This window comes from Pseudogemmobacter lacusdianii (assembly GCF_030848395.1).
In the GTDB taxonomy this organism is placed as follows: domain Bacteria; phylum Pseudomonadota; class Alphaproteobacteria; order Rhodobacterales; family Rhodobacteraceae; genus Pseudogemmobacter; species Pseudogemmobacter lacusdianii.
Map to the genome: position 1 here is coordinate 1 of NZ_JAVDBT010000025.1, position 22,357 is coordinate 22,357.

The window sequence follows — 22,357 nt, forward strand, 5'->3', positions numbered from 1 at the left end:
TCTGTCAGTCTCCTCGCGGAGCCTGAATCACGCCGCGAGTGGATAATCAATGGGTCCTGACCCTAGATAGACCCAACGGAGGCCGCCTGGGCCGGTCGCACTGGCCCCGATCCGATCAGGACATCGGGGCCAGACTTCAATCCTTGCCAATCAGGCGGCGCGAACCTCTTCGGCTGCCGCATCGACCAGGTCGAAGATGAAGGCTGCCGTTTCGACGTTGACCCAAGACAGGCGCGCACGCTCTTCGGGGCTGAGCGCCAAGGCGGCGCGCTCGGCTTCGCTCAGTTGATCGGCGGTGCCGGCAATGGTCGATTCCAGACCGGTCGAGCGCACGATCTCGGCGCCGTTGACTGGATCGGAGAGCAGCATGTTCAAGAAGCTATAGGCGTTGTCCATATTCTTGGCATTGGCCACGACGTTGAAGCCGTAAGCATAGGCCTGACCGCCTTCTTTGGGGATGGTGAAGGCGGCGGGGAAGCCGTCGATGATCAGCTGCGACGAGGGGCCAGAGCTGGCTTGCGCCATGGCAATATCGCCGGTGACCATCATTTGCTGCACCTCGGTTGGGCCTTCGTAATAGCGGCGCACCTTGGACTTATGTTCAATCATGAAGTCGCGCGCAGCGTTGACGGCCTTCTGCGCGGCCTCGGTGTCGCCGGCGTAGCTGACGCCCGAGCCATCGTGGCCAAGGTAATCCATCACGATCGGCATGAAGTTTTGCAGCTGATAAGAGGTCTTACCTGCAAAGCCTTCGCTGAAGATGACGTCCCAGCTTTCGGGTTTTTCGCTGACCATCTCGGTGTTGTAGAGCAGGCCCGTGGCCACGACGACCAGCGGCACGCCCCAGTCTTGACCGCCGCGCGACACCCAGCCGGCGTTGGCATATTCTGGCAGGATCTTGTCCCAAGCGGTAAGGCGGCCCTTGTCGACCGCGGCCAAAAGGCCGGCATCGATGAATTGGTAGAAGCGGTGGCCGGCACAGGTGACGATATCGGCGGAATGATTGCCTTGCTCGGCCATCATCAGGTTGAACATCTCGCCTTGGTCGGTGACCATGCGGATGTTCAGCTTCGCGCCGGTTTCCGCTTCAAAGCGGTCGCGCAGCCCATCGGTGATGAAGCCGTCATAGGCCCAGACGTTCAGCTCTTTGGTTTGGGCATGGGCATGGCGCAGATAGGCCGGGGCGGCCAAAGTCGCCAGACCCAAGGCGGCGGCGCCGCGCCCAAACGCTCTGCGGTTCAGTGTCATTGTCATGGTTGTTCCTCTGTTGGATCGGTCGGGTCTGCGCCCGCGCTGTCTGGGGTGCGGGCTTCGTTTATGGCCCGCTTGTTTTGGCAATCATTTTGTCCCGTCAGGGGAAACCTGAGAGGGGATATGGTCGAAAATTCTCTTAGGAACTTTGCACAGACGAGGGCGCTGGCGGAACTTGAAAAGTTTCATGGTGACTATAATCTCAGGTAATGACATTGCGCTCCAAGTTACCGTCACCAACCGCAATTTTCGTCTTTGAGGCGGCTGCTCGACTGGGCAATTTCTCGCGTGCAGCGCAGGAGTTGAACGTGACGCAGCCCGCCGTCAGCCATGCCATTTCGGCGCTGGAGCGGCACCTTGGGCAAAAGCTTTTTCACCGCAGCGGGCCAAGCCTGACATTGACGGTCGCGGGCGAGCGTTTGAGCCGGGTGACGAGCCGCAGCTTTGCCCAGATCGAGACGGTACTGGCCGAAATCGAGCCTGCCCGGGTGGTCCGAGAAACCGTGCTGCTGTCGGTGTCCTCGGGGTTGGTGAACCATTGGTTGATGCCGCGGTTCAGTGCCTTTACCGAGCGTTTCCCTGAGATCGATCTGCAATTTCAGCTGATGCAAAGCCGGGTTTCCGGGCCCTTGGGCACGGCAGATATTGGCCTGCGTCCGCTCTCAGGCGCCCAATCTGCACAAGGCCTTGGTGCCTTTTGTCCCGAGCAGATCATCGCCTTGGCCTCGCCCGAGTATTTGCAGCAATTTGGGCCGCTGGATGATCCGAAATCTGCGCATCGGCTGATTGAGATGCCTGAACATGATTTCCGTTGGCAGGACTTCTTGCGCTGCACCGGTATTGTGCCGCATGGGCCAATGAGCACGCTGTCGCTGCCGGATTATTCAGTGGCTCTTCAGGCTGCGGTCGCGGGGCGGGGGATTGTGCTAGGATGGACCTCGGTTGCGGCCTATCTGATCCATAAGCAAGATTTGGTGCCCGCGGCCTCGGCTTTGGTGCGCACAGAGCGGTCTTTCCATCTGCTGTTGGGAGAGGGGTATCGCCGTCTGGCGGTGCTTGAGGTGCGCGACTGGCTCTTGGCCGAGATGGCGCGCGACCGGGCTGAGATCGGCCCGATTTTGCAAGATCTGCCGCAATTTGACCGCTCGGCCGTTTAAGGCCCGCAAGGTTAAGCTATTCCGGTTTGGCATAGGCTTCGCACTTTTTGTGCTTTGATCGTGGCGCGGATCGTCAGGATTTATGGGACAAAGTCATAAGCGTGAAACGAGCCTGAGATGATTGTTACTGCTGCCAATGTCTTCGTCGTTCCCGTCGGCAACCGCACCGGCGTGATCCTTGAGCTGGAAACGGATGCGGGGATTACCGGGATCGGCGAGGCCGGCATTGCCTATGGGATGGGCATCGAAGCCACGGCTGAGATGGTCTTGAAGATGCTGCGGGCGCGGGTTTTGGGCCGCGATGCCGGCGAGATTGAGCTGATTTGGAGCGATATCTACGATCGTGGCTTCTGGACGAAAAGCGTCGGGGCGATCACGACTGCGGCGCTTTCGGCGATTGAGATTGCGCTTTGGGATATTAAGGGCAAGGCTTTGGGCGTTCCCGTCCACAGTCTTTTTGGTGGCACTTTCCGCAATCGGTTGGAGATCTACGCCAACGGTTGGTGGATGGGCTGCGACACGCCGCAAGACTTTGCAACCGCCGCCAAACGCATGGTTGATAAGGGGCTGCGTGGGTTGAAGCTTTACCCGCTGGGTCTGATGGACCCTGTCACGGTGATCCGTCACCCGACCCGCCGCCGTGTCTCACGCGATACGCTTAATTTGTGCATTAATCGGGTGGAGGCGATCCGCAAAGCGGTGGGATCAGAGGTCGATATCCTTTTGGATATGGGCGGTGGTGTGCACGCCGATCAACTGCGCTATCTTATGCCGCGGCTTGAGCCGTTGGACGTGGGCTTCATTGAGGAGCCGATTGATCCGGCCGCGCCGGAAAACTACGCCTCATTGCGCAGTCCGATCCCGGTGGCTGCAGGCGAGCGCGCCTATACGCGCTATGGGTTCCAGCGGATGTTGCAGGCGGGCGGCATCGAGGTTTTGCAGCCCGATGTCTGCAATACCGGCGGCTTGGCCGAAGCCCGCCGCATCGCGGCGTTGGGCGAGATCTACAATTGCTCGGTCGCGCCGCATAACTATGGCACCACGCTGGCGACGGTTGTCTCGGCGCATCTCAGTGCCACGATTGCGAATTTCCAGGTACTGGAATGCTTCCCAGACTTCCGTGAAGAGCCCGGTTATGTGCCGCTGATCGACACGCCACTCGAGGATCAGATCGAGGGCTCGACCGTTCCTGTGCCGCAAGGCCCCGGTTTGGGGGTGACTTTGCGCCGGCAGGATGTGGAGCAGCATCTGTGGAAGCGCCTTGTGTTCGAGAAGTAATCAGCAACTTTCCCGTCATGCGGCCTAGGGGTCTGCCAAAGAAAAGGATTAACCCCTAGGCCGTGTTGATAAATGGCGGGGCCAGCGTGACACGCAGGCAGCGTCTATGATGGTGAGGAAGCGCACTATGGCTTCGTTGGGCCGGGAAAGCTTGTCAGCGGGTGTTCTTGGGCTTGCTGACACGGCGCTCGACAAGGCCGCGCGGTCGGTAAAGCCCAATCTGAGGAGGGCGGGGCCGTGCCTCGTCGGACAAACAGGCGTGCGCCCGGTTGATACCTCAAAGCGAGCTTTGAGGTCAGCGGTCCGACTGAATTTCTGCACATCCGATTTCTACTGTTATAGCAGAATGTTGAGGCGCTGCTGCGCGCGTGGCCTCTATGCCCCAGCCTAATACCGTAAACGATACGAGCGGGCCTGCGCTGCCGAGCAGTGCGGGATGTGACCCGCCAAACCGGTGGCCCGCGGAGGCTGGACTCTGGCATCGGCTCGCCTTCTTCCAACATAAGCGTTGATGATGCTTGGCTCACCAAGAGGGCGCGTGAAGCCTTCGCGGACCAATATAGGGGTGTCCCAGTGCTTTGAGGGGCATGGTGACGCTTTCGGCACAGTTCGCGCGCGCATCCTCCTGCCATCGAGGCCCGGCATTAGGAGCTGTATTTTGTCTCTGGATCAGAAACAAAATACTTGAGTCCGCCCGGATTTGGCCCGATTTATGATTCATATGTTATGAGATTCGGCCTCTGTCACTGCTCGAACCGCTTGAGGGTTTGAGAGGTGCCAAAGCCAGATCCTGGCGAAATTGCCGCGACCTAGTGACCGCTTTTTCCAGATGGATTCGTAGTTTGGATCCCAGACCTTACGGTCCTGGCGATAGCGGCGTTGTTAACCACAGAAACAATGAACCGGTACGGCAGGTGACTTGAGTGCCTATGCCTACCTGAGGGTGAACGTGAAAAAACTGCTTCTAACCGCCGTCGCGGCCGCTGGTATGGCGTTGACCGCTCCTGTCCTCGCCGAAGCTCCGACGCGCCAAGCCGTTGATGAAATGACCGGACGCGCCGCAGAACTTGTCAAAGAAGGGCGCGTCGATGATGCCGCGCAGATCTATGACTTTCTCTTGACGCTTGCGCCCAATTACCCGCGTTTCTTGATGGATATGGCGCATATCCAGATGCTGCAGGGCAATTGGGCCGACGCCAAAGCCAAGTTGCAGCAGGTGCGCAACATGCCGGGCATCCCCGAACATATTGCCAGCGCGATCGATGGCCGGCTGGCCTATATCGAGACGCAAACATACCGCAGCAAGCTGAGCGGACAGATCAGCTTTGGCTTGACCGCGCAATCGAACGTGAACGCCGGGCCTGAAGATCGTCAGATCGATATTTTCGGGCTGCCATTTACCCTGTCATCCAGCGCAATGCCGCAATCGGATATCATCGCGCGCGCGGCGATTGATCTCGATTATCGGCTGAGGCTGGGGGACGGCAACACGTTCTTCAATGCGCAGATGTCGTTTGTCGGTCTGAATTACAACGAGTTTGATGATTTGAACCGCAAGGATCTTGGCGTCCAGCTGGGCTTTTTGCTGCCGCTTGAAGGCTTCCCGCTGGCGAAAAGTCACTTCCAAATTCATGCCGTGGCCAACAAGACTTGGATCGGGGGCGACAGCTACCAAGACAGCGCGGGGCTGCTGGCAACTTACACGGCCACGCCGACCGAGCGGCTGCAGATCAGGCTCGGCGCCAGCTATCAACAAGATGACTACCTGACCAGTTTGGCCCGGCCCTCGGCGGATGATCGCGACGGCGACAAAACCGCTTTTAGCCTCATGGCCACCTATGCCCTTAGCGAAAGCTTGCGCCTGCTGGCGGGGGTGGAAGCTGCGAAACTGGACGCAGAAGAGGATTACAACTCTTGGTCTGGCACGGCGGTGCGGCTTGGCCTGTCGAAGAAATATACCTCACCCATCGCGGCTTTGCCGGGGGCTTGGACCACGGCAATTTCAGTGGAACACAGCCAGCGCGATTACGTCGCGCCCGAGGTGATGTTCAGCACCGATCCGCAAGCGACCGATATCACGCGCTTCAGTTTGGTGCAGACCGTGCCTCTGAGCGCCGTGACCGAGGCGAGACTGAGCCTCAGCAGCGCCAAAGCGACGTCCACCTACGATATTTATTCATGGAGCGACCAATCAGCCTCGCTCTCATTCCTCTATAAGTTCTGAGGCATATCATGGCATTGAAGAAAACACGCTCAGCCTTGCTTTGCACGACGCTGCTGGGCCTGCTGCCAAGCACTGCGATGGCGGCGGACGATGCGCAGACCGCGCAGCAAAAATACGATGCTTTGAAAGAAAGAGGCATATTCGCAGGATTCGAGAGCACCACCGATCCCAGTCTCGACCAGAATATGAGCCGCGCGCAATTCGCGCGGGTGGCAGCGTTGATACTTGGCCTTCCCAAGGACGAACCTGCGAGCACGAATTACTCAGATCTCGATGAGACATCTTGGGCACTTGGATACATCGAGGCTGCGAAAAGAGCTGGCATGGTGCATGGCGATGAGTCGAGGTTCGGCTCTGCAGATCAGGTAAAATTAGGCCAGTTCTCAACCACTCTCTTGCCGAACTTGGGCGGTCGGGACGAAGAAGCCGGAATCGGTAGCCCACGGCTCAACGATTTTGCAGCATTCAGCCCGATTGGTGTATTCGATTTAGATCGCCTTCATGATCCCTCAAATAGCAACGCGCGCCAACGCCAAGAGTTGCTTGACAGCGTAACCGGCAGCGGCGGTCAAACGAATGCAAATCCTTTGGCTGGATTTGACAGGACGTTGCTGAAGGTTGGCTTCTCGGCCAAGCTTTCGGACAACGGTGGCACCACTCCTACGGTTAGCTTCTATGAGGATCGCACAAAGAACAGTGCAGCGGTCTTCAGTCCCTTGGCTTCAGATGACACAGCGCTGCGACTAATGCTGGCAGGCAGCACAACAGGCGATGCGCGGAACTTCGCGACCACCGGTGCTCAGCTGGTTGTAATGTCAAGCTGCGCGACCTGTGGCGCATGGCCCGCCGATGTGGGGCTGACCTTCGGCAGTTACACTGCAAACCCGGGCAGCGATGCGGCCGAAGCCAGCTATTGGCTGCTTGGCCCCGATCTTACCGTCAATGAATTTGGGGCGTTGGGGGCGGATGCAAGCTTCACTGGTTCGGTTTTGGCCTATCGGCTTGAAACGGGGGAGGCCGCCGTCTCGGTCACGGGCGGCTTCGCGGCGGATTACTTCTTCCAAACGCGCACCGGCAGCTATGAGATCACGATCGGCGCCTCGCCGGTGATCGCAGGCAGCTTCATCGCCACAGATGGCAAAGTGGTAGGAACCGGCAGCACCGGTATGACTAGCGCGATCAGCGGCGCCTTTGGCACTGACGCGGCAGTTGGCGATATGCTGTATGGTGCATTTTGGGCCGGCGATAGCGCGCTTGGCTATCAGGGCATCTTCGCATCGCTGAAATCTGGAGTTCCGACTGACAACGGCGGCGGCGGCAACGGCGGCGGTGACAACGACGGTGGTGACAACGGCGGCGGCGACAACGGCGGTGGTGACAACGGCGGTGGCGACAACGGCGGTGGCGACAACGGTGGCGGTGACAACGGCGGCGGTGACAACGGCGGCGGCGACAACGGCGGTGGCGACCACGGCGGCGGCGACAACGGTGGTGGCGACAACGGTGGTGGCGACAATGGTGGTACGGGCGGCATCGCATGGTCGATCCCGGTAGACCATGACTCCTTTGTGCCGATTGCCGCAGGCTTTTACTCGTCGAAGAAGATCTTTGACACGGTCCGCGTCATGGCCCCTGAAGAGGGGGAGGCCCTCCAATTGATCTTGGGAGCAGAGGTGCAGGGCAGCACTCAATCTTGGGACGGTGGCACTGCAACCACGGATGAGGGGATCGTCACCGAAGTTGCCTTCTCCCAAGGGACCTTCTCGGGCAGCGATGCGTCGATCTGCGCGCAGGGGTGCGACGGCATGAGCTGGGGCGAATGGGAGACGTTGGATCAAAGCGACTTTGGCTTTTGGATTACGGCTGATCAAGGCATCGCGACCAACCTCGCCGCAGGTGCTCAGTTCGTGGGGGACGCGCATGCCTTCCACGGCTCGGAGCGTAAAGACGGCAGCTTCAGCGCCACGGTGAATGGAACAGCAACTGGCATCGATTACACGATCAGCGATGTTTGGAACGTACCTCTCGAGGGCGATTTCAGTTTCGCCAATGACTCGACCTCGACCTTCTTCAACAATGAGAGCAGCCACACCTTGACCGGATCGTTTACCGAGGACGGCACCGGCATGTTCGGAAGCTTCGGCTTTGATAAGGTCGACGGCACCGGCGAGTTCAATGGCACCGGCATCTTCGGCGCCGGGCTGGTTCCCTGACGAACTGCACCCCCTGCGCCACAACTGCGGCGCAGGGGGTGTATCGTGCAGATCTCTTTTACAGATGCTGTGCGGGCAAAGTGGGCTGTGAGCCTTCCACGATCACCCCGAAGTCATCACCCCCGATGTGGGGATGATGAGATTTACATTAGCGCCGCGAATATTGCGCCAGGACCTTTACCGCGCGCGGGCTGCGTTGGTGAAGGCTGCGTCCAACTTCTGCGCGACATCGTCGACGTCCTCCATCGACAGGCACATCGGTGGCACCATGCGCAAGCAGGATTGGAACGGACCAGATTTTGACAAGATCAGCCCGGCTTGGCGGCAGGCTTCAAACACCGCAGATGTGGTCTGGGCATCCGGAGCCTTGGTGGCCGGATCCTTCACCATCTCGATTGCCAGCATCAGGCCGCGCCCGCGCACATCGCCGATCGCTGAATGGCGCTCTTTCAACGCATGCAGCCGCTTCAAAAGCGCACCGCCAACGACCCGTGCATTCTCTTGCACCTTATCTTCACGGATGATCTGCAAGACCGCCCGACCTGCCGCGCAGGAGGTGGGGTTGGCGCCATAGGTGTGGAACATGAACTTCTCGGCCATCGGCGCGGCGATTTCTTTGCGCGCGACAACGGCGCCCAAGGGAAAGCCGTTGCTGATGCCTTTGGCCATCACCACGATATCGGGGATGACGCCATCGGCCTCAAAACCCCACATGTGGTCTCCGGTGCGGCCAAATCCAGATTGCACCTCATCGGCGATGTAAAGCCCGCCTGCGGCACGCACCCGTTCCGCCGCGCCGGACATGTAACCCGGGGGCATCTCGATGATCCCGCCATAGCCTTGGACGCTTTCGACCAGCATGCCCGCGATGCGGCCCGTGGTCGAGGTCTGGATCACGCGCTCGATCTCATCAAGATAGGGCGCGGCGCCGGCGTTCTGGCCAAAGATCCCGCGATACTGGTTCGGCTCGGCCACAAAGGCCACATTGCCAGGCATGCCCGGGTGGCGCCAACCGGCGATGCCGGTCACCGATTGCGCGGCCGAGGTCGGGCCGTGATAGGCGGTGCGCAGCGCCAAAAGGTCAAGGTTGCCGGTATAGCCGCGCGCCATCGCCATCGCCAAATCAATGGCTTCCGAGCCAGAGTTGGTAAAATGCACCACCCATTCGATATCGCCCTTGGGGCCCTTGGGCATGGTGTTGGCCAGCTCTTCGGCGAAATGCGCCGGCACCGGATGATAGAACATCGTCGTGCAATGGGTCAGCTCTTGCGCCTGTTCCATCGCCGCTTTCACCACCACCGGATGCGAATGGCCCACCGAGACGCAGACATTCATCCCCAGAAGGTCGGTGTATTTCCGGCCATCTTGGTCCCACAGATATTGCATCTGCCCGCGACGGAAGACCATCGGATCGCGGAAGGGGACAAACTTCCTTTGGCTGGCGGCATAATAGCGATCGCGCCGCGCAGCTGTGTCTTCGAGGCTCCAGCTGGTCTGCAAGGTCATGCCTTTTCTCCAGTAATTTCAAAGCTGCGCCGGGCCACGAAGTCGTCAAGCGACTCGCGGATGGCGATGTCCATATCGGGGGCGACATAATCGCCAAGTATCTGCTTCACGCGGGCCGAGGCGCGGTCATGCTGCCACGCGCCACCTTCTGCGATCCACTGCTCGTAGGTGCCATTGTCGGACATATCGCCCATCCAAAACGCGGATTCGAAATTCTCGCGCGTATGGGCGGCGCCTAAGAAATGGCCACCGGGGCCGATCTCGGCAAAGGCTTCCATCGCCTGTGCGGTTTCTGAAAAATCGATGCCTTGCGCAAAACGGGCCAGGGCGGCGCAGCGGTCAGCATCCATGATGATTTTCTCATAGCCGGTGGTCAGAAGACCCTCCAAGCAGCCCGTTGCGTGGATGATGAAGTTCACCCCCGCCATCACCGCGCCCATCAACTGCGATTGGCTTTCATAACCTGCCTGTGCGTCCGGCACTTTCGAAGCGGTCAGCGCGCCCACCGAGTGGAAGGGCAGGCCCAGCCGATCGGCCAGCGTCTTGGCGCACATTTGGAACTGCGTCCCCTCGGGGGTGCCGAAGGTTGGGGCGCCGGTGCGCAGGCTGAGCGGCGAGAAGAAGGTGCCAAAGACTGCAGGAGCGCCCGGCCGGATCAGCTGGATCAGCGAGACACATGCCATAACCTCGGCCAGAACCTGCGCCAGCGTCGCGGCCACGGTCACCGGCGACATCGCCCCGCCCAGCACGAAGGGAGAGACCACAGTGCATTGCCCGGCCTTGGCATATTCCTTCAACGCCCAAAGCATGGTCTCATCCATGACCAAAGGCGCGTTGGTGTTTACCACCGAGTAAAGCACGCAGTTCTGATCGACGAAATCATCGCCCATCGCCAGTTTCGCCATTGCGATGGTATCGCGGGCGCGCTGGGGCGCGGTGACGGCTCCCATAAAGGGCTTGTCGGACAGCGTCAGATGCGAATGGGCCATGTGCAGATGGCGCACTGGCACGGGCAGATCGACCGGCTCTACGACAACACCGCCAGAGTGATGCACCGCATTAAGGCTATAGTGCAGCTTGGTGATCTCGCGGAAATCATGGATCGTGGCATAGCGGCGGCCCTTTTCCATGTCATGCACGAAGGGCGGGCCAAAGCTGGGGCAGAAGAGCTGCGCATTGCCGCCGATCTGCACCGAGCGCGCCGCGTTGCGCGCATGCTGGGTGAACACCGGCGGCGCGGTTTTGATTTTCTCGCGGCACCAGCCGGGATCAAACCGCACCCGCTCTCTATCCACGCGGGCCCCAGCGGCTTTGAAGATTTCCAGCGTTTCAGGATCTCCGCGGAAATCCATCCCGATCTCGTCCAAGATCCGGTCGGCATTGCGCTCGATGATCGCGACCGACTCTTCGTCGATCAAACTGACGAGTCCGATACGGCGCTGCACGAAAGGAGCCGCCAGATTTGTCTTGGTGCGGCGCTCTTGCATCCGGGCGCTGCGGCCCCGTCGCTCTAGCATTTTCATCTCCGATCGTTGCCTTGGCTTTATCGGCCAAGATCGGACGATAGAGGCCAAGCGGGCGATCGGAATAGAGCAAACCGCTAGTATAGGTTATCCTAATGAGACGGATTAGAGATTTCGTGGTAGATCACCTCGGGGCCGAGTTTGGGGAAATGGCGATTGATCGCCTTTCTCAGGATCGACTGGCTTTCAATGGCAATGCGTTGCGGCATGTCGCCCAGATCATCGCGCCGGTTGACCAATTGGATCGTCCGCTTGAAGGGCGCGAAGGGCAGGGGGTGGATTTGCAACCGCATACCCTCGGCAACACCGTCGATCAGCAATGTTGGCGTCAGGATGGCAAAGCATTCGCCCGTGATCACGCCTGCCATAACCATTGCGGTCCGGTCAGCCTCGATGGCGCGCGGCAGATCAAGTCGGCAGCGCTGCAAATGCTGATCCGTGCGGCGGCCAACCGGGGTGGTCGTGCCAAACCGCGCCAAAGATAACCGGCGGGAGATGGCGTTTATGTCATCGACAGGGCCGGTGTAACTCTCTGGGAGGATAAGAAAAAATGGCTCATCTAGGATGGGGGTGAATGAATAGCCGGGCGCTTGGTGCAGCCGCTCTGAAGTGACGGCAAGATCCAAGCGGCGATCATTCAGCGCGGCGAAATGATCGGTCGCAAGGCCCGCTGATAAGATCAGCTCGGGCACTTTCATCTCGCGGCTGATAAGGTTGTAAAGCCCCGGCGTCAGCGTGGTGGCGAGGGAGGCCAAAAGCCCAACTTGCAGCATTGGCAAGGATGAGGCGCCAAGGTGCTGCATGTCGCGCTTAAGGTCATCGATCTGGTTCAGCAGCCGATAGCCGTGGCGCTTCAGCATCTCGCCGGCGTAGGTCAGGGCAATGGGCCGCACCGAGCGGTCAAAAAGCGAGACGCCAAAAATTGTCTCAAGGTTTTTAAGATGCTGTGATGCCGCCGATTGGGTCATTTTCAGCGCCGATGCCGCGGCGGTGACCTGCTGCATCTCTGCCGCGGCCATAAACACCTCAATCGCGCGGAAGAGATTGATGTCCGGCTCATCCTTGCCGTTCTGGCGCTTTCGAGAGTTCATGCGGTTTCGCTTCGGCCCTTTCAGGCGGATGATCTAGGGGAATGGTGCCGCCTCTCTAGCAAATTGCGGAAGAATAAAGGTTTTGTCATCCTTTATTCTGCTGGAAACGCGAATTTTTAGGCTCTGTTTCAAGAGGTATTTCGCCCGTCCAAAAACGGCGGCGGGCTATGGATTAGGGGCATCGCGCGGTCGATGGCAAAACAGGGCCTAAAATGCTGAGCTCTTTGCAGTAAAGGTAAAGCTGGTCGAGAAAAATTAGTATCGCTTATGGTAGCTCTCTCTCCTTGCTTCAATGCGGCTCTCTCTGTCTCACTTGCCTTAAGGGCAGAAAACAGCGGTAGAGATGCGCAAGATCGTTATCATTGGCGGCGGTGCGGTGGGGCTGAGCCTTGCCTATCATTTGACAGGCGGCGGGGATGTCTCGGTCACTTTGCTTGAGCGCAATACGCTGACTTCTGGCACCAGCTGGCATGCGGCTGGAATTGTAGGCCCGCTGCGCGCCACGCCCAATGCGACGCGGCTGGCGATGTATGCGGGTGAGCTGTTCCCGAAACTTGAAGCGCAAACCGGGCTTTCCACCGGCTACCGCCGCACGGGGGGCTATTGGATCGCGCGCGATCCTGCCCGCATGGATGAGTTGCACCGCATCGCGGCGCTTGGTCGCCACTTTGGGCTGCATCCTGCGATCACTGGGGCGGAAGGCATTGATCTGCCAGGCCTAAACCTCTCGGGCGTTGTGGGCGCAATGGCGGTTGAAGAAGATGCCAATGTAAACCCGGTGGACCTTTGCATGGCCTATGCCAGACAGGCCAAGGCGCAAGGCGCTGAGATCGTCGAGAACGCCCGGGTCGCGCGCATCTTGGTTGAGGACAAGCGGGTCTGCGGCGTTGAGCTTGCGGATGGGGCGGTGATCCGCGCCGATCAAGTGGCGCTTTGCGCCGGGGCTTGGTCGAAGCGGCTTGCCGATGAGATCGGTGTGACGCTGCCGCTGCAGGCGGTTGAGCATATGTATATTGTCACCGAGCCGATGCCCGAGATGCCGCATCCTTTTCCAGTGCTGCGCGATCTTGATCGCGGCATTTATGTCAAAGGCGATGCCGGAAAGCTGGTGATTGGCGGCTTTGAGCCGGATGCCAAATGCTGGGATGCTTGGGGTGCCGAGGGTGATCGGCCGTTCCTCGAAATGCCCGAAGATTGGGAGCAGTTCACCCCCTTCATGGAAGCCGCGCTTGATCTTATTCCGGGTTTGGAAAAGGTCGGCATCCAGCATTTCATGAATGGCCCCGAAAGTTTCACCACAGATTCCAAGATGTTGATCGGCGAGACGCCCGAGGTGGACGGGCTCTATGTTGCTGCTGGGATGAACTCGGTTGGGGTGATGTCATCGGCCGGTGTGGGGCGGGTTATGGCGGATTGGATGCGCGAGGGCCATGCGCCTTACGACCTGTGGGAGGTCGACGTGGCGCGGGCCGATCCCTTGGCAGCTGCGGCTGCGCATGTGGAAACCCGCATGCAAGAGGCCGTTGCGGATGTCTTTGCATTGCACTGGCCCTTCAAGCAGTCAAAAGTCGGGCGCGGGCTTCGCCGCTCCGCCTTGCATGAGGAATGGGAGGCGGCGGGCGCGGTCTTTGGCCTGACGGCGGGCTGGGAACGGGGCCTTTGGTATGCCAAGGATGCTTCCGAGCGCGATCTGCCCTATTCGGTCGGCGCGCAGCCTTGGTATCCGATCGCTGTGCGCGAGGCGGCGCAGATGGAGGCGGGCACGGCGTTGCTCGACCTGTCGCCCTTTGGCAAATTTGATATCTCTGGCCCCGATGCGCTGGCGTTTTTGCAAAAGATAGCCACCGCCAATCTGGATGTCGCCATTGGCCGGGCGGTTTATACGGTGATGTTGAACGCGCGCGGCGGGATCGAGGCGGATGTCACGATCCGGCGCAGCGGGGCGCAAAGCTTCCGGCTCGTCTCGGGGGCCGCGACCCGTTGGCGCGACGGCGCTTGGCTGCGGCGGCGTGCAGCGGGCTTTGATGTCGCGGTCGCCGATGTCACCGAAACCGAGGCCGTTATCGGTGTGATGGGGGCGGGTTCGCGTCAATTGCTGGAAAGCTTGTCTTCGGATGATTGGCAGGATTTTCCGTTCTCAACCGCAAAAGCCGTCACTTTGGCCGGGCAAATCTGCATGGCGCAGCGGGTGAGCTTTGTCGGGGAATTGGGCTGGGAGCTCTACATCCCCACTGCCCAAGCGCGGCAGGTGTTCCGCGCGCTTCGGCAGGCGGGTGCAGGCCCGATGGGGCATTACGCGCTGGACGCTTGTCGGATCGAGAAAGCCTACCGCCATATGGGCCACGATCTGGGCTCTGACATCTCGCCGCTTGAGGCGGGGCTTGGCTTCACCATCGACTGGTCCAAGGACTTTCTTGGTAAAGCCGCGCTCGATGCGCAGCGCGCCTCCGGGCCGTCCCGCCGACTGACGCTGTTTGAACTGCCCTCGCACCCGCTGATCTTGCATGACGAGCCGATCTGGGAGGGCGGTCAGGTGGTGGGGCTTACGACCTCGGGCGCGCGAGGGGCGCGGACCGGCAAGACATTGGCCTTGGGCCTGATCGACATCGCGCCGGGAGAAACCGGGGCGGCCACGTCGAAGCGTAACTTCACAATAGAGATCGCTGGCCAGCATCACGCGGCAACGGCCCTGACCCGGCCACCGTTTGATCCTGCGGGCGAAAGGATGAAAGCATGACGACTGAGGCCCAGGTTCTGATCATTGGTGGCGGCGCGATGGGCGTGTCGTTGATGTATCATCTGGTCAAGGCGGGGTGGAAAGATGTCATCCTGACCGAGAAGAACGATCTCACGCATGGCTCGACATGGCATGCGGCGGGGCTTTGCACGCATTTTGCACATAACCCAACGATTCAAGAGCTGCGGGCCACCTCGGTGCGGCTTTATCGCGACATTCTGCCCGCAGAGACGGGCGAGAGCTGCGGCTTTCACCGCAGCGGTGCGATGCGCATCACCTCAAACCCCGACCGGATGGATGAATTTGCCCATGTCGCGGGCCTGTCCAAATTTACCGGCTATGAGCTGCGCTTGCTGAAGTCGCCGCAAGAGGTTGCGGCTTTGCATCCTTTGGCCCGCACCGAAGGCATCCTTGGCGGGATCTATGAGCCAGATGACGGGCATGTGGATCCGACCCTTGCGACCAATGCGATGGCAAAGGTGGCAACGGCTGGAGGTGCTGTGATCTTGCGCCGCAATCCGGTGCTGGCGATCCGGCGCGAGGGGAATGCTTGGCTCGTCGAATGCCAAAAGGGCACGATCCGCGCCAAGCATATCGTGAACGCTGCAGGCACTTGGGGCTGGGAGATTGGGGCCATGATGGGCGCCAATGTCCCCTCGGTTCCGGTTTTGCACCAATACCTTGTGACCGATACCGTACCCGCCGTGGCCGAAAGGATCGCCGCCGGTCTTCCCGAGTTGCCGATGATCCGCGATCCCGAGGAAAGCTGGTATGTCCGGCAAGAGCGCGATGCGCTGATCCTTGGCCCTTATGAAAAGGACGCACAGGTCTGGTCGGTGGACGGTGTCCCGCCCGAGTTCGGGGCCGAGTTGATGGCGCCGGATCTCGACCGCGTCGAGCATATCTTGATGGCTGCAATGGCCCGGATCCCGGCTTTGGAGACGGGCGGCGTGAAATCGGTGGTGAATGGGCCGATCACCTTCACCCCTGATGCCAATCCGCTGATTGGACCGGCTTGGGGGCTGCCCAATGCATGGATGCTGACCGGCTCTTCGATGGGGGTGATGGAGGGCGGTGGCTCGGGCTGGTTCCTTGCGCATTGGATGACGCATGGCGCGCCGCCGATGGATGCTTTGGCCGTTGACAGCCGTCGCTTTGGTCCTTGGGCCGACCGCGACTACCGGGTTGAAAAGGCGATCGAATGTTTTGGCCTGCAATTTGGGGTGCATTACCCCTATGAAGAGCGCCCCGCCGCGCGCGGTAAGCGCCTGACCCCGCTTTACGATCTGATGAAAGCCCGCGGCGCGCAGATGGGCGCGGCCTATGGTTGGGAGCGGCCGAATTGGTTCGGCGATGTGGCCAAGCTGACCTTCCGCCGCCCCGACTGGTCTGAGGCCGTGGCGCAAGAGTGCCGCATGGTCTCTAGCTCGGCTGGCTTGGCCGATATGTCGGTCTTCTCAAAGTTCGAGATCACGGGCAAAGATGCGCGGGCCTATGTCGATGCTTTGGGCTGCAACCTTGCGCCGAAATCGGGGCGCGTGGGGCTGACCTATGCGCTCTCGCCCGCGGGGGGGACGGAATCCGAATTTACCGTGGCCTGTCTTGCCGAGGATCACTTCTACCTCACTTCGGCTGCGGCGGCTGAGATGCGCGATGATGATCTGTTGCGCGCAAGGGCGGCCGGGATGGATGTGACGGTTGCGCGCGTGACCGATGACTATGCGGTGATCGGCCTGATGGGCCCGAAATCGCAGCAGATCCTTGAGGCTCTGTCTTCGGATGCGCTTGGCCCTTGGATGTCGGTGCGGCAAATGGATGTCGCCGGCATCCCGGTTCGCGCCATGCGACTGTCTTATGTGGGCGAATCGGGATGGGAATTGCACGTCCAAGCCGATCGCGCAGCCGCGCTTTTCTTGGCGCTTGAAGGCGCATTGCCTGCGGGCGAGATCGGATGCTTCGGCGCCTATGCGATGAATGCGATGCGCTTGGAAAAGGGCTATGCCGCTTGGGGCTCTGACTTCACCACCGAGCGCACCCCAGCCGAGACCGGCATGGGCTTTTTGGTAAAGCCAGACCATGACTTCATCGGCCGTGAGGCGCTTTTGAAGCGGATGGCGGCGGAGGATCGTTGGGACATGGTCCTGCTGGAGATCGATCCGGCTGAGACCGATCCCTATTACGCGCATGGGCTTTGGCAGGGCGACCGCTGTGTCGGGGTTGTCACCTCGGCAGCTTACGGCCACCGGACGGACAAGGTTCTGTCCTTGGCCTATTTGCGTGACCGCAAGGCGCGCGAGGGGCTGGAGGTTGAGGTGCTTGGCACGCGCCGGGGCGCGCGGATCCTGACAGAGCCGCCTTATGATCCCAAAAATCTGCGGATGCGAGGCTAGAGCTGCATGACCCTTCAGCTTCAACGCCGAGTGATCGTGACCGGAGGCCTTTCGGGCATCGGATATGCGATTGCGTTGGAGCTTTTGTCCAAAGGGCATCGGATCGTCATTGGCGCGCGCGATGTGGCAAGCCCAACGCGCCAAGCAGCGCTGGGGGCGCTGGAAAAGGCCGCGACCGCCGCCGGTGGAACCGTCGCATGTCATCCTCTGGATCTGGTGGATGCAGCATCGGTTGATCGCTTCTGCGCCCAAGCGGAAGAGGCATTGGGCCGCGTGGATGTGCTGATCAACGCGGCCGGTGTCACCGCCGAGCAGCCCGTCAGCGGCCATTCAGATGCGCTTTGGGATAAGGTCATCAACACCAATCTAACCGGGGCGTTTCGGATGATCCGGGCCACCTTGCCCGGGATGATCGCGCAAGGTTGGGGCCGGATCATCAACATCGGCTCGACCGCCGCCACGGTCGGATGGAAGGATAACCCTGCCTATTGCGCATCAAAGGCGGGGCTCTTGGGGCTGACGCGCTGCGTGGCGCTTGAGGGGGCAGCGCATGGCGTGACCTGCGTCATGATCAGCCCAACTTGGGTTGAGACCCCCATGATGCAAAGCGATCTTGCCGAGATTGTCGCCCGTGAGGGCAAAGGCCGCAGCACAGAAGAGGCGCGGGCCGAAATAGTGACCCAAATCCCGCAAGGCCGGATTATCCAGCCCGAGGAAATCGCGGCTTTGGTTGCGTTTTTGCTCAGCGATGCGGCGCGGGGCGTAACGATGGAGGAGATAAAGGTGACCGGCGGAGCGCTTTGGTAAGCTCCGAATTTTAACCAGAATAATAAGACAGGGAGAGAGAGAATGGCGAAGAAATTAACTGCTGCAATGACAGCGCTGGTCTTGGTGGGCTTTGGCTCTGGCCCCATGAGTGCCGCTGAGCTTGGCGCTGTGGACGAGCCGATCAAGGTGGCCATGTTGGAATGGACGGGCGCACAGATCTCGGCCCAGATCGCAGGCAAATTGCTTGAGAAGGCCGGATACAAGGCCGAATATATCACGGCCGGCAACTATCCCCATTTTCAGGGTCTTGCCGATGGTGAGATCAGCGCTTCGGTTGAAATCTGGTTGAACAACGTGGGCGAGGTCTATCCCAAGGTTCTGGAAGCCGGGAAGATCGAAGATCTGGGCAGCTTGGGTCTGAAAACCAATGAAGGTTGGATCTATCCCAAATTCATGGAAGAGCTTTGCCCGGCCTTGCCGTCGTGGGAGGCCCTGAACGACCCCGATTGTGTCGCGCATCTTGCCAGCCCTGACACCTTGCCCAACGGCCGCTTCCTTGACTATCCCGCCGACTGGGGCTCGCGGGCTGCTACCATCATTGCGGACAATAACTTGCCGTTGACGGCTGTGCCCTCGGGCTCGGAAGGCGCGATGATCGCCGAACTGCGCGCCGCGGTGGCCGCGAAAACGCCGCTGGTTATGATGTTCTGGGCACCGCATTTCATCCTTGCCGAAGTGGAAGTGGGCTGGATCGACATGCCGCCTTGCGTGGACCAATCGAACGAGCATTGCATCATGCCGCCGGACGTTAACAAGGCGGTCTGGTCAGGCTTCTCGGAGAAATGGCCCGCTGCCTATGAGGTGCTGAAGGCGCTTCAGATCTCCACCGAAGATCAGCAGGCCATGATGCTGGCCATCGACGATAAAGGTCAGTCTTTGGACGCAGTCACCACAGAATGGATCGACAACAATGAGGCCCTTTGGCGTCCTTGGGTCGATGCGGCCTTGAACTGAAGGCTGAAGGCCAATTCGAGAGGAGGAGGCTCGATGGCATCCGCATCGTCTCAGATCATGCTGAGCTGCAAAAACCTTTGGAAGGTTTTTGGGGCGCGGCCTGCATATTACTTTGACACAGCAGGTTACCAGATCGACCCGGATGGCCTTACGGCGCGCCTGCGCCGCGAGGGTCATATTCCAGCCGTGGTCGATGCCAGCTTTGATGTGAAGAGGGGAGAGATCTTCGTGATCATGGGCTTGTCCGGTTCGGGCAAGTCCACCCTTGTGCGATGCCTGTCGCGTCTGCTTGATATCGAACATGGCACGATGGAGTTCGACGGTCAGGATCTGGCCAAGATCAGCGGCCCGGACCTGATCGAAATCCGGCGTCGGAAGATGGGGATGGTGTTTCAGAGCTTTGGTCTGATGCCTCATCTGACGGCGCTGGAAAATATCGCTTTTCCGTTGAAACTACAGGGGGTTGCACGGCCCGAGCGCGAAGCGCGGGCGCGTGAGATGCTGGAGTTGGTCGAACTTGGCAACCGCGGCGATGCTTTGCCGTCCCAGTTGTCGGGCGGGCAACAGCAGCGCGTCGGCATTGCAAGGTCGCTTTCCACCAACCCCGACCTTTGGTTCTTGGATGAGCCTTTCTCGGCGCTGGACCCCTTGATCCGCCGCCAGATGCAAGACGAGTTTTTGCGCCTGCAGTCGCAGTTGAAAAAGACCATCGTCTTTATCACCCATGACATTATGGAGGCCTGCCGACTGGCCGACCGCATCGCGCTGATGCGCGGGGGCAAGATCATCCAGCTGGGCACGCCCGCTGAGATTTTGCTGCAGCCTGTGGATGACTACGTCTCGGATTTCACGGCCGAAGTGGCGTTGACCCGCGCCATCCGCGTGCGCGATCTGGCGCGTCCGGCCTTGGGCGATCTGCCGGAAGGGCCCGTGGTGCCGCCGGCCGCGCCGATCGAGGTGATCTTGCCCGCACTGGCCTCGGGTCAGCGCCAGTTCCGCGTTGAGGGCGACGACAGTTTGGTGCTTGATGCCACAAGTGTCTTGGAGGTTTTGAAACGCGACGCCCGTCATGGCCTTGGCCCAGAAGGGGGCAGGGGATGACGGCAGTTTGGGGGAACCGTCAGTATCGGATCTGGACCGGACTGCTTTTGCTCTCGGTCCTTCTCGTGGTGCTGGCGCAGCATGTACCCTTGTTTAAAAGCTTTCCCGCTTGGCTGGTGCTGGACCTCTCAACTTGGCTGAACAGCGTTATCTCAGCGCTTTTTGAGACGCTGCGCCCCCTAGGAATGCTGCTTTCCACCTTGGCTGAGATGCCCTTGGCCGGCATTCGCAGCCTTTTGGCTTGGGCACCTTGGCCTGCCACATCGCTGCTGGTGATCTTGGTTGCGCTTTACGCGGGCGGGCTTCGGTTGGCGCTTTTTGCCGCGGTGGCGCTGGGGATGGTGGTCGTGATGGGCTATTGGCCCAAAGCGATGAACACGCTGGCTTTGGTGATCATCTCGGTGCCTGTTGCGGTGAGCATAGGCTTTGCGCTGGGCGCATTAGCCCATCGTTTGCCCAAGATCCGTCCAGCGATGATCGCGCTTTTGGATGTGATGCAGACTTGGCCCGCTTTTGGCTATCTGATCCCACTTTTGATCCTGTTCGGCTTTGGTCCGACGGCAGGTCTGACGGCGAGCGTGATTTTCTCGGTCCCGCCAATGGTGCGCAATACGCTTGTAGGGCTCAGCGATGTGCCGCCAGCTATCGTAGAAAGCGCATTGATGGCAGGGGCGCGGCCGCGCCAACTTTTTTGGCAGGCAATGGTGCCAACGGCGATGCCGCAGCTGCTTGTCGGGGTGAACCAGACCACGATGGCCTCGCTGTCGATGGTCATCATCATCGCCATCATCGGTGGCTTCAACGACCTTGGCTGGGAGGTGCTTTCGGCGATGCGCGCGGCTGAGCTCGGCCGCTCTTTGGGAGCAGGCTTGGTGATCGTGCTGATCGCGGTGCTGCTGGACCGCATCACACGGGGCTTTGCCGAGCGTGGGGGGCGGGCGATCTCGGGCGGGGTGCTGCGTGCCGGAATGGTTATCGCGCTGATCTTGGCGGTGCTGCTGTCGGGCTATGATCTCTTGCCCGGCGATCAAGCGCAACGCTTGCTGCGGCGCATCGACGGCTGGCTTTTGGACTTCGTGGCCTGGAGCGCGCCGGTCTTCGCGGTTTTGCGCAATGCCATCACCTATGGGGTGATGCTGCCGATGCGCATTGGCTTTTCCGGCTCGGCAAGCCCGATGGTTTGGGGCTTTGCCCTGACCCCGGCGATCACGGCTGCTTATGTGCTTGTGGCGGTGGCTTTGGCGCTGATCCTTGGCCGGCGCAAGCCGATGCGCGGCATCGTTACGGGCTTTGCGGCGCTTCTCTTTTGGACCGGTCTGCCGGCGTTTCCTTGGCCGGGCGTCTTTGCCGTGATCGGGGTGGCGACTTGGCAAAAAGGCGGGGCGGGGCTTTTTGCCCTAGCGATGGCCGGGCTTGGCTTGGCCGGGCTCTCGGGCCTTTGGGTGCCGATGATGCAATCGATCTATCTCGCTGCCGTCGCGGTGTTGATCTGCTTTGTCATCGGCGGCGCGCTGGGCGTTCTTGCGGCCGAGAATGACCGCTTTTCAGCCATCCTCCGCCCGATCAGCGATACGCTGCAGACCCTGCCGCAATTTGTCTTCCTGATCCCGGCCTTGATGCTTTTTAAAGTCGGAGAGTTCACCGCTTTGATTGCCATCGCGCTCTACGCCGTGGTGCCACCGATCCGCTATGTTGAGCATGGTCTGCGCAATGTGAGACCCGATCTGGTCGAGGCAGGGGTGCAGATGGGCGCGACGCCTTGGCAATTGTTGTGGCAGGTCAAGCTGCCGTTGGCACGGTCGTCTGTGCTGCTGGGGCTGAACCAGACCATCATGGCGGCGCTTTCGATGTTGGTGATCGCCGCGCTCGTCGGCACCCGTGAGCTTGGCCAGCAAGTCTATGTCGCCTTGTCCAAAGCGGATGCAGGGGCAGGGTTGATCGCTGGCGCCATTATTACCGCTATTGCTTTGATTTCTGACCGGCTGCTCCGCAGACGGGTCTCTAACTGAAAAAGGGTTTTCCAATGTCCCCCGTCGCGCATGCCCCGATCCCCGAGCTTTATGTCTCATACGATTCCGCCCAGAAGCTGAAGCATGATGCCGCC

Annotated in this window: 14 protein-coding genes; 10 read left to right on the plus strand and 4 right to left on the minus strand. The window is 60.2% G+C overall.

Annotated features, from left to right (window positions below; translation table 11 throughout):
• Positions 1–150: 150 nt before the first annotated feature.
• On the minus strand, positions 151–1,254 hold the full coding sequence (locus tag Q9295_RS17345; RefSeq protein WP_306681851.1) for an ABC transporter substrate-binding protein: 1,104 nt from the start codon (positions 1,252–1,254) through the stop codon (positions 151–153).
• A gap of 206 nt (positions 1,255–1,460) precedes the next feature.
• Between Q9295_RS17345 and Q9295_RS17350 the strand changes: the two genes are divergently transcribed.
• The 4 genes from Q9295_RS17350 (at position 1,461) to Q9295_RS17365 (ending at position 8,123) form a co-directional block, all read left to right on the plus strand.
• Positions 1,461–2,408, plus strand: coding sequence for a LysR family transcriptional regulator (locus Q9295_RS17350; protein ID WP_306681852.1), 948 nt, complete (start codon positions 1,461–1,463; stop codon positions 2,406–2,408).
• A 117-nt stretch (positions 2,409–2,525) separates the two neighbouring features.
• The gene (locus tag Q9295_RS17355; protein WP_306681853.1) at positions 2,526–3,686 is read left to right on the plus strand and encodes a mandelate racemase/muconate lactonizing enzyme family protein; all 1,161 of its coding nucleotides are present in this window, start codon (positions 2,526–2,528) and stop codon (positions 3,684–3,686) included.
• Positions 3,687–4,635: 949 nt separating this feature from the next.
• Entirely contained in the window at positions 4,636–5,910 is a 1,275-nt protein-coding gene (locus Q9295_RS17360; RefSeq protein ID WP_306681854.1) for a porin family protein, read from the plus strand.
• Positions 5,911–5,918: 8 nt separating this feature from the next.
• On the plus strand, positions 5,919–8,123 hold the full coding sequence (locus tag Q9295_RS17365) for an S-layer homology domain-containing protein (protein WP_306681855.1): 2,205 nt from the start codon (positions 5,919–5,921) through the stop codon (positions 8,121–8,123).
• Positions 8,124–8,300: 177 nt separating this feature from the next.
• Here Q9295_RS17365 and Q9295_RS17370 read toward each other — a convergent pair whose 3' ends face one another.
• From Q9295_RS17370 to Q9295_RS17380, 3 genes are all read right to left on the minus strand, one after another.
• Complete coding sequence (locus tag Q9295_RS17370) at positions 8,301–9,629, minus strand: aspartate aminotransferase family protein (RefSeq protein ID WP_306681856.1); 1,329 nt, start codon at positions 9,627–9,629, stop codon at positions 8,301–8,303.
• Positions 9,626–11,146 carry a trimethylamine methyltransferase family protein gene (locus tag Q9295_RS17375; RefSeq protein ID WP_306681857.1) on the minus strand — a complete coding sequence of 507 codons (1,521 nt, stop codon included), beginning with the start codon at positions 11,144–11,146 and terminating at the stop codon, positions 9,626–9,628. Before Q9295_RS17375 ends, Q9295_RS17370 begins: the two co-directional genes overlap by 4 nt.
• Before the next feature lie 98 nt (positions 11,147–11,244).
• Entirely contained in the window at positions 11,245–12,243 is a 999-nt protein-coding gene (locus Q9295_RS17380) for a LysR family transcriptional regulator (protein WP_306681858.1), read from the minus strand.
• A gap of 343 nt (positions 12,244–12,586) precedes the next feature.
• Here Q9295_RS17380 and Q9295_RS17385 point away from each other — a divergent pair, with 343 nt between their 5' ends.
• From Q9295_RS17385 to Q9295_RS17410, 6 genes are read left to right on the plus strand one after another with little or no spacing between them, the layout of a single operon-like run.
• On the plus strand, positions 12,587–14,980 hold the full coding sequence (locus Q9295_RS17385; protein ID WP_306681859.1) for an FAD-dependent oxidoreductase: 2,394 nt from the start codon (positions 12,587–12,589) through the stop codon (positions 14,978–14,980).
• Positions 14,977–17,370 (plus strand): GcvT family protein, encoded by a 2,394-nt coding sequence (locus tag Q9295_RS17390; protein WP_306681860.1) that lies wholly within the window; start codon positions 14,977–14,979, stop codon positions 17,368–17,370. The genes Q9295_RS17385 and Q9295_RS17390 overlap by 4 nt, the downstream gene beginning before the upstream one ends.
• A 6-nt stretch (positions 17,371–17,376) precedes the next feature.
• Positions 17,377–18,177 (plus strand): SDR family NAD(P)-dependent oxidoreductase, encoded by an 801-nt coding sequence (locus tag Q9295_RS17395; protein ID WP_306681862.1) that lies wholly within the window; start codon positions 17,377–17,379, stop codon positions 18,175–18,177.
• Positions 18,178–18,219: 42 nt separating this feature from the next.
• Positions 18,220–19,152 (plus strand): ABC transporter substrate-binding protein, encoded by a 933-nt coding sequence (locus tag Q9295_RS17400; RefSeq protein ID WP_306681863.1) that lies wholly within the window; start codon positions 18,220–18,222, stop codon positions 19,150–19,152.
• Between the two features lie 33 nt (positions 19,153–19,185).
• Positions 19,186–20,253, plus strand: coding sequence for a quaternary amine ABC transporter ATP-binding protein (locus Q9295_RS17405; protein ID WP_306681864.1), 1,068 nt, complete (start codon positions 19,186–19,188; stop codon positions 20,251–20,253).
• Entirely contained in the window at positions 20,250–22,262 is a 2,013-nt protein-coding gene (locus Q9295_RS17410; protein WP_306681865.1) for an ABC transporter permease, read from the plus strand. Before Q9295_RS17405 ends, Q9295_RS17410 begins: the two co-directional genes overlap by 4 nt.
• Positions 22,263–22,357 lie beyond the last annotated feature (95 nt).

Coding starts and splice junctions, on each gene's coding strand:
- Q9295_RS17345 (WP_306681851.1), bottom strand. CDS start 1,254: ATGACAATGACACTGAACCGCAGAGCGTTTGGGCGCGGCGCCGCCGCC.
- Q9295_RS17350 (WP_306681852.1), top strand. CDS start 1,461: ATGACATTGCGCTCCAAGTTACCGTCACCAACCGCAATTTTCGTCTTT.
- Q9295_RS17355 (WP_306681853.1), top strand. CDS start 2,526: ATGATTGTTACTGCTGCCAATGTCTTCGTCGTTCCCGTCGGCAACCGC.
- Q9295_RS17365 (WP_306681855.1), top strand. CDS start 5,919: ATGGCATTGAAGAAAACACGCTCAGCCTTGCTTTGCACGACGCTGCTG.
- Q9295_RS17370 (WP_306681856.1), bottom strand. CDS start 9,629: ATGACCTTGCAGACCAGCTGGAGCCTCGAAGACACAGCTGCGCGGCGC.
- Q9295_RS17375 (WP_306681857.1), bottom strand. CDS start 11,146: ATGCTAGAGCGACGGGGCCGCAGCGCCCGGATGCAAGAGCGCCGCACC.
- Q9295_RS17380 (WP_306681858.1), bottom strand. CDS start 12,243: ATGAACTCTCGAAAGCGCCAGAACGGCAAGGATGAGCCGGACATCAAT.
- Q9295_RS17385 (WP_306681859.1), top strand. CDS start 12,587: ATGCGCAAGATCGTTATCATTGGCGGCGGTGCGGTGGGGCTGAGCCTT.
- Q9295_RS17390 (WP_306681860.1), top strand. CDS start 14,977: ATGACGACTGAGGCCCAGGTTCTGATCATTGGTGGCGGCGCGATGGGC.
- Q9295_RS17395 (WP_306681862.1), top strand. CDS start 17,377: ATGACCCTTCAGCTTCAACGCCGAGTGATCGTGACCGGAGGCCTTTCG.
- Q9295_RS17400 (WP_306681863.1), top strand. CDS start 18,220: ATGGCGAAGAAATTAACTGCTGCAATGACAGCGCTGGTCTTGGTGGGC.
- Q9295_RS17405 (WP_306681864.1), top strand. CDS start 19,186: ATGGCATCCGCATCGTCTCAGATCATGCTGAGCTGCAAAAACCTTTGG.
- Q9295_RS17410 (WP_306681865.1), top strand. CDS start 20,250: ATGACGGCAGTTTGGGGGAACCGTCAGTATCGGATCTGGACCGGACTG.